Genomic DNA, 12,673 nt, shown 5'->3' on the forward strand with positions numbered 1-12,673 from the left:
GCCTCCCGGCTCCGGACTCTTCCGCTCCCGGCCGTTTCAGCCCGGCGCTTTCAGCGCCCCGAACGCCCCGCGCCGCTCCGGGCCACCAGGGTGACGCTGCGCGCCAGTTCGGCGGCGTAGTCCCAGGTCAGTGACGGCACGTCGAACAGCAGCCGGTACCACATCGGGCCGAACACGAGGTCGATCAGGTGGTCGTCGTTCGGGTGGACGACCTCGCCGCGCTCCCGGCCCCGTGCCAGCAACTCGCGTACGGCCGTCCGCCGCGCCGCGATCAACCGCTCCCAGAGCAGGGCGCCGAACTCCGGGTCCTGCAGTGCCTCCGCGGCCAGGGCCCGGTTCAGCGTGCCGCTGACCGTCCGCTGCGCCTCGAATGTCGCGGTGAGCAGGACGGTGAGGTCACCGAGCAGCGAGCCGGTGTCCGGCGTCGGCAGTTCGGTCGCGGCGAAGCTGCCGAGGGTGTCCAGCACCACCTCGCCCTTGCTGCGGTAACGGCGGTACACGGTCTGCTTGGAGACGCCGCTGAGTGCCGCGATGCCTTCCATGCTCAGGCCCCGGTAGCCGTCGCGTTCGACGATCTCGGTGACGGCCGCGCGGATGGCGGCGTCGACGGCGGGGTCGCGTGGTCGTCCAGTCATGACGCCCACCCTAAGGGGTTGACATACGGTGCGTCTCGTATTGGAATAGCAATACGCAACGGACCGTATTGGAAAGGGGGATCCGATGCGTACCCACCCCGAGTTATCCGAGCGAGCCCAGGCATCCGAGACATCCGAGAAGTCCCGACAGTCCGACGGGCTTGAGCAGCCTGGAAGCCCCGGTCGACCGGACCGCGCCGCAGCCGCGCTGCTGGCGCTCTCGCTCGGCTACTTCACCCTCGGCACCAGCTCGCTGGCCGTGGTCGGCCTCGGCACGCCGATCGGCCACGACCTGCACACCGGGCCCGGCAGCGTCGGCGTCCTGGTCAGCGTGTTCGCACTGAGCTTCGCGCTGGCCGCGCCATTCGCCCCCGCCCTGCTCGGCCGGCTGGACCGCCGGACGGCGCTCCTGGTCGGCCTGGCGCTGCTCGCGGCCGGCGGTGTGATCGGTGCCCTCGCCCCCTCCTACGGGGTGCTGGCCGCATCCCGCGTCGTGGCCGGGCTCGGTGGCGCCGCGTTCGGCCCGGCCTCCTCGGCGGTGGGCTCGCTGATCGTCCCCGAGGAGCGCCGACCCCGGGCGCTGGCCACCGTGTTCGCCGGTATGACAGTGGCGGCGGTCGCCGGAGTGCCGCTCAGCTCCTACCTCGGCGAGGCCGTCGGCTGGCGCTGGGCGCTGGCGGGGGTGGCGGGCGCGAGCCTGCTGGCGCTGGCCCTGGTGGCCGCCCTGGTCCCGGCCGTTCCGGCGGGGGAGCCGCCGACCACCGCCGCCTACCGGGCCGTGCTGGCCACCCCGGGCGCCGCGGCGACCGTACTCACCACGCTGTTCTGCATGGCCGCCCAGTTCACCGTCTACGGGGTCGCCGGCGTCTTCCTCGCCGCCCGTTTCGCGATCGGCCCGGGCGCCGTGACGGGGGTGCTGTTCGCCTTCGGTGCGGTCGGCGTCCTGGGCAACGCCTGCGGCGTCCGGCTCTCCGCGCGGCTCGGCGGCGCGGCCACCGTCGCGGTGACCCTGGCCGGCCTGGCCGCCGCCTTCCTCGGACTGCTCGCAGCCCCGCGCGGCCTGGCCGCGGCGCTGCTGCTCTTCGCCGTCTGGGCCTTCTTCGGCCAGCTCTACCAGGCCCCGCAGCAGGCCCGGCTGATCGCTCTTTGCCCCGGCCGGCGCGGCGTGCTGCTCGCCCTCAACGCCTCGATGCTCTACGTCGGCATCAGCCTCGGCAGCCTGCTCGCCGGTGCGCTGCTGTCCGCCCTCGGCGCCCGCGCGCTGCCCGCCGTCGGTCTCGCCGCGATCGCCCTGGCCGGCCTGGCCCACCTGCTCTCGGTCCGTGGCCCGGGCCGCAGCAGGCCCGTCACCGCCGTCACCGCGGTCACCGCCGTCACCGCCGTCACCGCCGTCACCGCCAAGTCCCGTACCACCCAGCCCTGAACAGGAGCCGTCCGATGAACGCCATCACCGATCCCGCCGCCACCGCGCCCGACCTCGCCACTACGACCGACCTCGGCACCGCGCCCGACCTCGCCACCGCGACCGACCTCAGCACCGCCCGCGCGCTGGTCCGGGACTACCTGGAGACCGTCTGGAACCAGGGCCGGACCGACCTGGCCGACCGCTACCTCGCCGAGGACCTCGCCCAGCACAACCCCAACCTCCCCGACGGCCGGGCGGCGCTCACCGCCTTCGTCGACGGCCTGCGCGCCCAGCTGCCCGAGCTCCGCTTCGAGCTGCGCCGCCTGGCCGCCGACGGCGACCTGGTCTTCGCGCACTCGCTGTTCACCGCCGCCCCGGGCGACGAGGGCCGGGCCGTCGTCGACGTCTTCCGCCTCGAAGGCGGCCTGATCGCCGAGCACTGGGACCTCAACGAGGCGGTCCCCGCCACCACCGCGAGCGGCCGTCCGATCGTCTGAGCCCCCGCCGCCCACGGGGCGGCCGCCCCGTGGGCTCCCCCTCGGCCCGCCGGGGAGCCGGCGTACGGGCGTGTTCGGTCCCGCGCGCCGAATCGCCGCGCCTGGCCTGTCCCGCCGGCACGGACCGTGCCGCCGACCGGTAGGCCGGCGGCATGCGGTCGTGGATGCATCGATCCACACAGTGCCTCTCAAGCGCGGCACGCCTCGCGTGTCAGAGGGGCGGCGTACCGTCATTGGCATGTGACTCCTCCTCTCCGAGAGACGGAGAGGCTTCTCACTCGACTCCGGGAGCCTCATGACGGCCAAGCCCTGACCGTTGTCCGAGGACAGGTGACTGATTGTATGTCACGTAACGGAAGCGGACGACTACGCAAGGAGATGGATGGACGACACCGCGCACCGCCTCACCGCCGCCCCGACCCCGTACGACCACGCCGCCGAGGCCCGCTGGGTACCCGAACCGGACAAGCGCCCCGGCCGGACGGCATTCCAGCGCGACCGCGCCCGCGTGCTCCACTCCGCCGCCCTGCGCCGGCTGGCCGGCACCACCCAGGTGGTCGCCCCGATGCGCAGCGACTTCCCCCGCACCCGGCTCACCCACTCCCTCGAATGCGCCCAGGTGGGCCGGGAGTTGGGTGCCGCCCTGGGCTGCGACCCGGACCTCGTCGAGACCGCCTGCCTGGCCCACGACATCGGCCACCCGCCGTTCGGCCACACCGGAGAGGAGGCGCTCGACCAGGCCGCAGAGGCCTGCGGCGGTTTCGAGGGCAACGCGCAGTCGCTGCGCATCCTCACCCGCCTGGAGCCCAAGCGCTTCGCCCCGCAGGACGAGCAGCCCGCCCGGCTGGCCCCCTGGCCCGGCCGCAGCGTCGGCCTCAACCTGAGCCGCGCCGCCCTCGACGCCGCCACCAAGTACCCCTGGACGCACGGCTCCCACCCCCTCGACCCGGTCTCGCCCAAGTACGGCGTCTACGCCGACGACCTGCCGGTCTTCCGCTGGCTGCGGGCCGGCTCCCCGGCCGGGCGCAAGTGCTTCGAGGCCACCGTCATGGACTGGGCCGACGACGTCGCCTACTCCACCCACGACGTCGAGGACGGCCTTCAGGCCGGCCACATCGACCCGGACGTGCTGCGCGCCCCGAGCGAGCGTGCCGAGCTGTTCAAGGTCGCCGAGCGCTACGCCCGGGACGCCGAGCCCGAGGAGCTGGCCGACGCCCTGGACCGGCTGCTCGCCCAGGAGTGGTGGCCCCGCTCCTACGACGGCTCGGCCCGGTCCCGGGCCGCCCTCAAGGACCTCACCAGCCAGCTGATCGGCCGCTTCTGCCTGGCCGCCGAGCAGGCCACCCGTGCCCGCTACGGCCCCGGCCGGCTCACCCGGTACGCGGCCGAGCTGGTGGTACCGCGGGACGTCCGGCTGGAGTGCGCGGTGCTGAAGGCGGTCGCCGTCCGGTTCGTGATGCAGCGCGACGAGCAGGCCCAGCTGCGGGCGCGCCAGCGGATCGTGATCGCCGAGCTGGCGTACGTGCTCAACCAGCGCGCCCCCGAGGGCCTGGACCCGGTCTTCGCCGCGCTCTACCGGGAGGCGGACGACGACCGCGCCGCCCTCCGCGCGGTGATCGACCAGATCGCCACCCTCACCGACGCCTCGGCCACCGCCCTGCACGGCAAGCTGGTCGGAGCGGCCTGGACGTAGCCCCCCGCGCTGCCGCCGCGCCGGGCCGCGCGATGCCCGGTCCGGCCGGAAAGCCGCCCGGTCCGCCCCGCTCGCCCCGGCGCAGCCGGTAACCCGCGCCACCCCAGTAGACTTCCGGGGTGGCCGGGCGGATCAGGGACGAAGACGTACAGGCGGTGCGCAGCGCACTGCCCATCGACGTGGTGGTCGGCGACTACGTTCAGCTCACCAACGGTGGCGGTGGCGAGTACAAGGGCGTCTGCCCCTTCCACGACGAGAAGTCCGCCTCCTTCTACGTGAACCCCGCCAAGGGCGTCTTCCACTGCTTCGGCTGCCAGGAGAACGGCGACACCATCGCCTTCCTGATGAAGATCGAGCACTTCACCTTCGCCGAGGCCGTCGAGCGGATGGCAGCCCAGGCCAACATCACGCTCCGCTACGAGGAGGGCGGCTACAGCCCCCGCCACCAGCAGGGCGAGCGCACCCGCCTGGTCGAGGCGCACAAGGTGGCCGCCGCCTACTACCAGGAGCAGCTCGCCTCGCCGGAGGCGGAGATCGGCCGCCGTTTCCTGGCCGAGCGCGGCTTCGACGAGCAGGCGGCGCAGACCTTCGGCGTCGGCTACGCCCCGGCCGGCTGGGAGCACCTGGTCCGCTACCTGCGGGGCAAGGGCTTCAGCGACAAGGAGATCCTGCTCGGTGGTCTGGCCTCGCAGGGCCAGCGCGGGGGCCTGATCGACCGCTTCCGGGGCCGGCTGGTCTGGCCGATCCGCGACATCGCCGGTGAGGTGGTCGGCTTCGGCGCCCGCCGCCTGCGCGAGGACGACAACGGCCCGAAGTACCTGAACACGCCCGAGACGCCGATCTACAAGAAGTCCCACGTGCTGTACGGCATCGACCTGGCGAAGAAGGAGATCGCCAAGTCGGGCCGGGCGGTGGTGGTCGAGGGCTACACCGATGTGATGGCCTGCCATCTCGCGGGCGTCACCACGGCGGTGGCCACCTGCGGTACCGCGTTCGCCGAGGACCACATCAAGATCATCCGCCGGCTGCTGATGGACACCTCCCAGTACCGCGGCGAGACCGTCTTCACCTTCGACGGCGACGCGGCCGGACAGAAGGCCGCCCTGCGCGCCTTCGAGGACGACCAGAAGTTCGCCGCCAAGACCTCCATCGCGGTCAGCCCCGGCGGCATGGACCCGTGTGATCTGCGCCTGGCCAAGGGCGACGACGCGGTCCGCGAGCTGATCGACAACCCGGTCCCGCTGTTCGAGTTCGCGCTGCGTTCGGCCGTCGCCCGGCACCGGGTGGAGACCCCGGAGGGCCGCTCGGCGGCGCTGGAGGAGGCGGCGCCGATCGTCGCCAAGATCAAGGACCGCTCGATCCAGCACGAGTACGCCGTCCGGCTGGCCGGCATGCTCGGCATCCTGGACGAGCAGTTCGTGGTCCGCCGGATCTCCCAGCTGGCCCGCTGGGACCGCGAGCGCCAGCAGAACCCGCGGGCCAACGGCCAGCAGCGGCGCCCCGAGCAGCCGCAGCCGACGAGGTCCGTCACCCCGCTCTTCCGCCTCAACCCGCGCGACCCGGCACAGTTCGTGGAGCGCGAGCTGCTCAAGCTGGCACTCCAGCACCCGGACCTGGTCGCCCCGGCCTTCGACCACTACGGCGAGGACGAGTTCCCGACCCCGCCGTACACCGCCGTGCGCCGCGCGATCGGCCAGGCCGGCGGGGCGGCGTACGGGGTCACCCTCGCCGACTTCACCAGCGCGGTGCGCGAGGCGGCCCCGGACGACCAGGTGCGGTCGCTGGTGACCGAGCTGACGGTGGAGCCGGTGCGGTCGCGCCGCAAGGCGGACGCGGTCTACGCGGGGGAGTTCCTGGTCAAGCTGCGGCTGCTGGCCGTGGACCGGCGGGTCAACGAGGTCCGTGGCCACCTCCAGCGGCTGGGCACCCGGGCCTCCGCGGAGGAGCTGCACGCGGTGCAGACCGAGCTGTGGCAGCTCCAGCAGTACGGTCAGCAGCTGCGCAGCCGCGGAGCCGCGGCGCTGTAGTCGCGCCGCCGCCCCGGCAGGAGACGCGGCCGCCCCGCCCGCCCGGAGACCGGGCCGCCCCGCCCGCCCGGAGAAAGTCCGCGCACGAGTCTCGGCTGCGGAGTGTGGCGTGCCCCACACTGGAGGGCGTCCCAGCTCCGTACAGCGCGGGTCCGCCAGAGTCGCGCCCGCCCCGAGGGGATGCCCGTGGACCAAGGCCTTGCCGCGACCACCCGCCCGACCACCGACCCGCTCGCCCCCCACGACGACCACGGCCGGGCCGGCTCTCCGCCGCCGGACGGTGCCCGGGTGCCCGCGCAGGGCCTCCCGGAGGGCCACCCCGAGGCCCCCGAAACCGAAACCGCACCTGACGTCGAAACCGAACCCGAAGCCGCATCCGACACCGAACCCGACACCGAACCCGACACCGAACCCGAAGCCGAGGCGGCGCCCGATGACGCCGAACCCGACCTCGACGCCGACCCGGGCCCCGTCGGCGCGACCGGCCCCGCGGCGGACCTGCTCCGCCAGTACCTGCGCGAGATCGGCCGGATCCGGCTGCTGAACGCCGCCGAGGAGGTGGAGCTGGCCCGCCGGATCGAGGCCGGTCTCTTCGCCGAGGAGCGGCTGAACCGCGTGCCGCCGCCCCCCGACCCGCTGGCCGTCGAGCTGGACACCCTGGTGGTGATCGGCCGGATCGCCAAACGGCGGCTGATCGAGGCCAACCTGCGTCTGGTGGTCTCCGTCGCCAAGCGGTACATCGGCCGCGGGCTGACCCTCCTGGACCTGGTCCAGGAGGGCAACCTCGGCCTGATCCGGGCGGTGGAGAAGTTCGACTACGCGCGCGGCTACAAGTTCTCCACCTACGCCACCTGGTGGATCCGCCAGGCGATGAGCCGCGCCCTGGCCGACCAGGCGAGGACGATCCGGGTGCCGGTGCACGTGGTCGAGCTGATCAACCGGGTGGTCCGGGTGCAGCGCGCGCTGCACCAGGAGCGCGGTACCGAACCGACCCCGGCCGAGATCGGCGTCGTACTGGAGCTGACCGAGGCGCGGGTGCGGGAGCTGATCCGGCTGGCCCAGGAGCCGATCTCGCTGCACACCCCGGTCGGGGAGGAGGACGACGTGGCGCTCGGCGACCTGATCGAGGACGCCGACGCCGCCTCGCCCGCCGAGTCGGCCACCTTCCTGCTGCTGCGCCAGCATCTGGACGCGGTACTGGCGACGCTCGGCGAGCGGGAACGCCAGGTCGTCCAGCTCCGCTACGGCCTGGACGACGGCCGCCCCCGCACGCTGGAGGAGATCGGCGTGCTCTTCGGGGTGACCAGGGAGCGGATCCGCCAGATCGAGTCCAAGACCCTGGTCAAACTCCGCGACCACGCCTTCGCCGAGCAGCTCCGCGGCTACCTGGACTAGGGAGTCCTGCCTGGACTAGGACGCGGTGGCGCTCGGGGTCGCCGGCGGCGAGGCCGGGCCGATCGGGATCGGGGTGGAGGCGACCAGGTGGGCCAGGTCGGAGGCGCCGAGCGTGCAGGCGTCCCCGGCCGGCTGGTGGCCGCAGACCTGGAAGGTCGCGGCCGGGTCCGCCGCGTTCACCATCAGCGAGTAGTTGTCGTACCCCCAGTGGATCAGCGCCGTCTCCGTCTCGCCGGTGCTGCTGGTGACGGTGGAGTAGTCGCCGGGCTCGCCCTCGGTGATGGCGGCCCATGCGGCCTGGCACTTCTGGCTGTAGCGCAGGTAGATGACCACCTTGCCCATGTTGCTGGTCTGGAGGGTCCGGGCGTCGGTACCGCAGCCGGTGGCCTTGGGGTCCTTGTGCGAGCAGCCGATGGCCTGGCACGCGGAGCCGGGCACAGCGGGCTTGGCAGCCGGGCTCGTGGTCGCGGTCGTGGGCGTGGCGGGCTGCGCGAGGGCAGCAGGCTCCTGCCCGGTGCCGTGCGTGTACCGGACCCCGGCCAGCACCAGCAGCGCCACCGTCACCAGGGCGCCGGCCGCCAGCGCCGCCGGCCGCCGCCACCACGGCGCGGCCGTGGCGGGCTCCCGGCCCTCCGTCGCGCCCGCGACAGCCTCCACCAGTGGGTCCGCGGCAGACTCCACCACGGGCTCGGCGGCAGACTCGACCACGAGCCCGGCCACCGGTGGGGCGGTGTCCTCCGCGGCACCCTTCGGGCTGCCCTCCGCGGTGACATCCGCGGCGCCCTCCGCAGTGACATCCGCGGTGACATCCGCGGTGCCCTCCGGTGCCGTCGCCCCGGCCCAGAGCGCCCGCAGCGCGGGGCCGTCGCACTCCACCGCCCCGATCAGCGCTTCCAGCGCCTGGTCGGTGACGACCCGTTTGCCGTTGAGCCAGCGCTCCCAGGAGGCACGGCTGTAGTGGGTCCGGGCCGCCAGCTCGGACAGTGAGAGCCCGGTCGCGTCCTTGACGGCGCGAAGCTCCTCCGTCAGGCGTCGGGCGGGGTCGGACAGTTCGTCCGGGAGTTGCTTCCAAGCGGATGCCATGCGGCCTTCCCAACATCAGAAACGGGGGACGCGGGATCGAGGACAGGGCCGAGTTGGGCACCGGCCCGGGGCCTGGGGGCGTCTCCGCGTCTCCAACCTCACCGGCCTGCCGTCTCAAACCCCAGGTCATGGCGCTGAGACGGACGGAAGTGTCTCACACCCCCGGTGGCCGCTCGAACATCCACAGGTCCATCGTGCAGAGTTCTCAGGCCGGTCCGTTTCGGGCGCAGGGATCCTTCGTCCGGGCACCGATTCCGAGGCCGGCTCCTGACGTCCCGAATCCCCCACACCGTTCGCGGCAGCCTCGCGGGGGGAGGCTGCCCCGAGCGCAGGGACGCGTGGCGGGGAGGGCGCATCATGCCGCCCTCCCCGCCGCGATCACTTCCCCTGTCCGCCGCCGCGCGGTGCCCGGGGGGAACGCGCCCGGGGGAACGCTCAGTGGTGGAAGCCCATGCGGGGCGGTACCCCGAGGTCCTTCAGCGGGCCGGGCTGGCGCCGCAGCTCCGGCAGCAGCCGGGTGAGGTCGTTGAGCAGCAGGTCGGCGAGGTCCCGGGAGAAGCCGTTGCGGCAGACCACCCGCAGCACCGAGAGGTCCTCCCGGTTCTCCGGGAAGGTGTACGCGGGCACCTGCCAGCCGCGCTCGCGCAGCCGCCGCGACACGTCGAACACGTCGAACGGGACGTCGTCGGTGGTGGTGAAGGCGAAGACCGGGAGATCCTCGCCGCGGGTCAGCAGCCGGAAGCAGCCGAGCGCCTCGATCTGCCCGGCCAGGTAGACGGCCACCTCCCGGGAGGCTCCCTGGACGGCCCGGTAGCCGTCCCGGCCGAGCCGCAGGAAGGTGTAGTACTGCGCGATCACCTCGGCGCCCGGGCGGGAGAAGTTGAGCGCGAAGGTCGGCATCTCGCCGCCCAGGTAGTTGACCCGGAAGACGAGCTCCTCGGGCAGCGCCTCGCGGTCGCGCCAGAGCGCCCAGCCGACGCCCGGGTAGACCAGGCCGTACTTGTGCCCCGAGGTGTTGATGGAGGCGACCCGCGGCAGCCGGAAGTCCCAGAGCAACTCGGGGTCGAGGAAGGGCGCGACCATGGCGCCGGAGGCGCCGTCCACATGGACCGGGACGTCCAGGCCGGTCCGCTGCTGGAGCTCGTCGAGCGCCGCGCAGATCTCCGCCACCGGCTCGTAGGAGCCGTCGAAGGTGGAGCCGAGGATGCCGACCACGCCGATGGTGTTCTCGTCGCAGAGTGCCACGGCCTCCTCGGCGCCGAGGTGGTAGCGCTCTCCCTCCATCGGGGCGGTGCGCGCCTCGACCTCCCAGAAGTTGCAGAACTTCTCCCAGCAGACCTGTACGTTGATGCCCATCACCAGGTTGGGCCGGGCACCGGCCGCGTAGCGCTCGGCGTTGCGGCTCATCCAGCGGCGCTTGAGCGCGAGGCCGGCCAGCATGCAGGCCTCGCTGGAGCCGGTGGTGGAGCAGCCGACCGCGCCGTCCGGGTCGGGGGCGTGCCAGAGGTCGGCGAGGATGGCCACGCAGCGCCGCTCCAGCTCCGCGGTCTGCGGGTACTCGTCCTTGTCGATCATGTTCTTGTCGAGGCACTCGGTCATCAGCCGGGTGGCCTGGATCTCCATCGACGTGGTGACGAAGGTCGCCAGGTTGAGCTTGGCGTTGCCGTCCAGCATCAGTTCGTCGTGGATCAGCTGGTAGGCGGTCTCGGCCGGTACCGGACCGTCGCCGAGCCGGTGCAGCGGCGGCGCCAGCTCCATCGCGCCCAGCGGGTCGGCGGTGCCGACGAACGGGCTTACGGTCAGCCGGCGATCGTCGCCGGCTCCCTTGTGCAGAGCCATGGGATCCTGCCGCCCCTCGGTCCGGTAGCCGCGTCGCCTTCCACGCTGCCACCGGGCGCGGGGTGACGCATTTTCACGAGCCTCGCCCTCGCCACCCCGCGGCCCGTCTCAGCCGGCCGTCTCCGGGTGGATCTGCTCCCGGGCGGCCCGGTACTGCTGGCGTACCGCCGCGCCGACCGGCAGGTCCTGTTCGGCGTCCGGGGTGACGGTGACCGTCTCCGGCAGCTCCCAGCGCGGCGGCTCGGGGGTGCCGGCCAGCGCCCAGGCGGCCTGCCGGGCCGCGCCGCGCGCCGCGTGGGCGCCGGGCGGCGGCACCACGACGGGGACGCCGAACAGCAGCGGGGCGATCTGCCGGACGGCCGGCAGCCGTCCGGCCGCGCCGAGCAGGAAGACGCGCCTCACCTCGACGCCCCGGGCCCGCAGCACGTCCAGCGCGTCCGCGAGGTTGCAGAGCATGCCCTCGACGGCGGCCCGGGCCAGGTGCTGGGGGGTCATCGACTCGGCCCGCATCCCGGTCAGCGTGCCGGCCGCGTGCGGCAGCGCGGGCGTCCGCTCGCCGTCCAGGTAGGGCAGCAGCACCATCCCGTACGCGCCGGGGGAGGACTGCAGGGCCAGCTCGCTCAGGCCCTCCACGTCCTGGCCGAGCAGGGCGGCGGTGGAGCGGAGCACCTGGGCGGCGTTCAGGGTGGCGACCATCGGCAGGTGGCGGCCGGTGGCGTCGGCGAAGGAGGAGACCAGCCCGGTGGCGTCCACCACGGCCTGCTCGTGCACGGCGAAGATCGTCCCGGAGCTGCCGAGCGAGACCGCCGCGTCGCCGGGTTCGAGGCCGAGGCCGAGCGCGGCGGCCATGTTGTCGCCGGTGCCGGCCGAGATCAGCAGGCCCTCGGGGGTGTGTCCGGCGGGCTCGGCCGGACCGAGCACGTGCGGCAGCTTCAGCTCGTGCCCGAGCGCCAGCTCGACCAGGTCCTGCCGGTACTCGCCGGTGATCGGCGACCAGTAGCCGGTGCCGGAGGCGTCGCCCCGGTCGGTGGTACGCCGTTTGGGGTGGCCCAGCAGCTGCCAGACCAGCCAGTCGTGCGGCAGCAGCACCTCGGCCACCCGGCGGGCGTTGGCCGGCTCGAACTCGGCCAGCCAGCGCAGCTTGGCGATGGTGTACGTCGGGCCGGGGACGGCGCCGATCGCGGCCGTCCAGGCGGCCGGGCCGCCGAGCGCGTCCAGGAGGGCGGCCGCGGCGCCGCTGGAGCGCGGGTCGTTCCAGAGGATCGCGGGCCGCACCAGCACGCCGCCGGCGTCCAGGCCGATCATGCCGTGCTGCTGCGCGCTGACGCCGATTGCCCGGACGCCCTCCAGCAGGCCGCCGGCGGCCGCGTCGCCGAGCGAGTGCAGCCAGATCTGCGGGTCGGCCTCGCCGGCCCGGGTGTCCTGGCTCTCCGGCGAGGGGTGCGGGGCCTTGCCGGACCGCAGCACCGCGCCGGTCTCGGTGTCGCACGCGACGATCCTGGTGCGACCGGTCGAGCTGTCTATCCCCGCGACGATGGCCATGTCGAGATCATGCCTCAGCGGGCGTCCGGGCGCGGTCCGTCCGGGCAAGTGTTGCCCGTTCGGTACCGCTCCGGAGCCGTCGCGGACGCCCGGCCGTCACCGCCCGCTCACGGCCGGAAGGTACCCCAGCTGTCGTCCTCCACCCGGGGGCGGTTGAAGTACGACACCCGGTCGGTGACCGCGTTCGGCAGCCGGTCCCCGACCTTGCCCGCGACGGCGTCGGCCGCCTTCCCGGCGGCGGCGCCGGCCTGCTGCTTGGCCTTGTCGGCGGCGGTCTGCACCTTGGGGTTCTGGGCGACCTGCCGGGTGACCCTGGCGATCTGTTCGTACCGCTGGCGTCCGGCCCGCGAGCCCAGCACGTAGCCCGCCGCGAGTCCGACGATCAACGACAGCTTCCACATGATCGGATTCCACCCTCTCCTGGCGGCCTCTGCCGCATTGCCCTACCCGTCCTTCGGGGCGGCGAACCGTCCGTGCCCCCAGCATCCCCGTGCGCTGTGCCGGGCGCGCGCCGGGCACGCCGGGCGGGGGCGCCGGGGCGGCCGGGGAAAGCGATT

General features: G+C 73.7%; 10 protein-coding genes. 5 read left to right on the top strand and 5 right to left on the bottom strand.

Going from position 1 to position 12,673, the window contains the following annotated elements:
- Positions 1-50: 50 nt before the first annotated feature.
- Complete coding sequence (locus tag OG286_RS27010) at positions 51-635, bottom strand: TetR/AcrR family transcriptional regulator (RefSeq protein ID WP_396323264.1); 585 nt, start codon at positions 633-635, stop codon at positions 51-53.
- An 85-nt stretch (positions 636-720) separates the two neighbouring features.
- On the opposite strand from OG286_RS27010, the gene OG286_RS27015 reads away from it, so the two are divergent.
- The 5 genes from OG286_RS27015 (at position 721) to OG286_RS27035 (ending at position 7,652) form a co-directional block, all read left to right on the top strand.
- Positions 721-2,058 carry an MFS transporter gene (locus OG286_RS27015; RefSeq protein ID WP_396323265.1) on the top strand — a complete coding sequence of 446 codons (1,338 nt, stop codon included), beginning with the start codon at positions 721-723 and terminating at the stop codon, positions 2,056-2,058.
- A 14-nt stretch (positions 2,059-2,072) separates the two neighbouring features.
- Positions 2,073-2,537, top strand: a complete 465-nt coding sequence (locus OG286_RS27020; protein WP_396323266.1) for a nuclear transport factor 2 family protein — start codon at positions 2,073-2,075, stop codon at positions 2,535-2,537.
- Between the two features lie 382 nt (positions 2,538-2,919).
- Positions 2,920-4,230 carry a deoxyguanosinetriphosphate triphosphohydrolase gene (locus tag OG286_RS27025; RefSeq protein ID WP_396323267.1) on the top strand — a complete coding sequence of 437 codons (1,311 nt, stop codon included), beginning with the start codon at positions 2,920-2,922 and terminating at the stop codon, positions 4,228-4,230.
- A 119-nt stretch (positions 4,231-4,349) separates the two neighbouring features.
- Positions 4,350-6,257, top strand: a complete 1,908-nt coding sequence (gene dnaG, locus OG286_RS27030; protein WP_396323268.1) for a DNA primase — start codon at positions 4,350-4,352, stop codon at positions 6,255-6,257.
- Positions 6,258-6,437: 180 nt separating this feature from the next.
- Positions 6,438-7,652, top strand: a complete 1,215-nt coding sequence (locus OG286_RS27035; RefSeq protein WP_405365828.1) for an RNA polymerase sigma factor — start codon at positions 6,438-6,440, stop codon at positions 7,650-7,652.
- Between the two features lie 15 nt (positions 7,653-7,667).
- On the opposite strand, the gene OG286_RS27040 is transcribed toward OG286_RS27035, so the two are convergent.
- From OG286_RS27040 to OG286_RS27055, 4 genes are all read right to left on the bottom strand, one after another.
- Positions 7,668-8,735, bottom strand: coding sequence for a DUF2690 domain-containing protein (locus OG286_RS27040; RefSeq protein WP_396323270.1), 1,068 nt, complete (start codon positions 8,733-8,735; stop codon positions 7,668-7,670).
- Between the two features lie 435 nt (positions 8,736-9,170).
- A complete protein-coding gene (locus OG286_RS27045; RefSeq protein ID WP_396323271.1) occupies positions 9,171-10,574 on the bottom strand; it encodes a glutamate decarboxylase in 1,404 nt (467 codons plus the stop codon).
- Positions 10,575-10,682: 108 nt separating this feature from the next.
- Positions 10,683-12,116, bottom strand: a complete 1,434-nt coding sequence (locus OG286_RS27050) for an FGGY family carbohydrate kinase (protein ID WP_396323272.1) — start codon at positions 12,114-12,116, stop codon at positions 10,683-10,685.
- Between the two features lie 107 nt (positions 12,117-12,223).
- Entirely contained in the window at positions 12,224-12,517 is a 294-nt protein-coding gene (locus tag OG286_RS27055; protein ID WP_396323273.1) for a hypothetical protein, read from the bottom strand.
- Positions 12,518-12,673 lie beyond the last annotated feature (156 nt).

The organism is Kitasatospora sp. NBC_00039, assembly GCF_045160625.1.
Classification (GTDB): Bacteria; Actinomycetota; Actinomycetes; order Streptomycetales; family Streptomycetaceae; genus Kitasatospora.

Coding starts and splice junctions, on each gene's coding strand:
- OG286_RS27010 (WP_396323264.1), bottom strand. CDS start 635: ATGACTGGACGACCACGCGACCCCGCCGTCGACGCCGCCATCCGCGCG.
- OG286_RS27015 (WP_396323265.1), top strand. CDS start 721: ATGCGTACCCACCCCGAGTTATCCGAGCGAGCCCAGGCATCCGAGACA.
- OG286_RS27020 (WP_396323266.1), top strand. CDS start 2,073: ATGAACGCCATCACCGATCCCGCCGCCACCGCGCCCGACCTCGCCACT.
- OG286_RS27025 (WP_396323267.1), top strand. CDS start 2,920: ATGGACGACACCGCGCACCGCCTCACCGCCGCCCCGACCCCGTACGAC.
- OG286_RS27035 (WP_405365828.1), top strand. CDS start 6,438: ATGCCCGTGGACCAAGGCCTTGCCGCGACCACCCGCCCGACCACCGAC.
- OG286_RS27040 (WP_396323270.1), bottom strand. CDS start 8,735: ATGGCATCCGCTTGGAAGCAACTCCCGGACGAACTGTCCGACCCCGCC.
- OG286_RS27045 (WP_396323271.1), bottom strand. CDS start 10,574: ATGGCTCTGCACAAGGGAGCCGGCGACGATCGCCGGCTGACCGTAAGC.
- OG286_RS27050 (WP_396323272.1), bottom strand. CDS start 12,116: ATGGCCATCGTCGCGGGGATAGACAGCTCGACCGGTCGCACCAGGATC.
- OG286_RS27055 (WP_396323273.1), bottom strand. CDS start 12,517: ATGTGGAAGCTGTCGTTGATCGTCGGACTCGCGGCGGGCTACGTGCTG.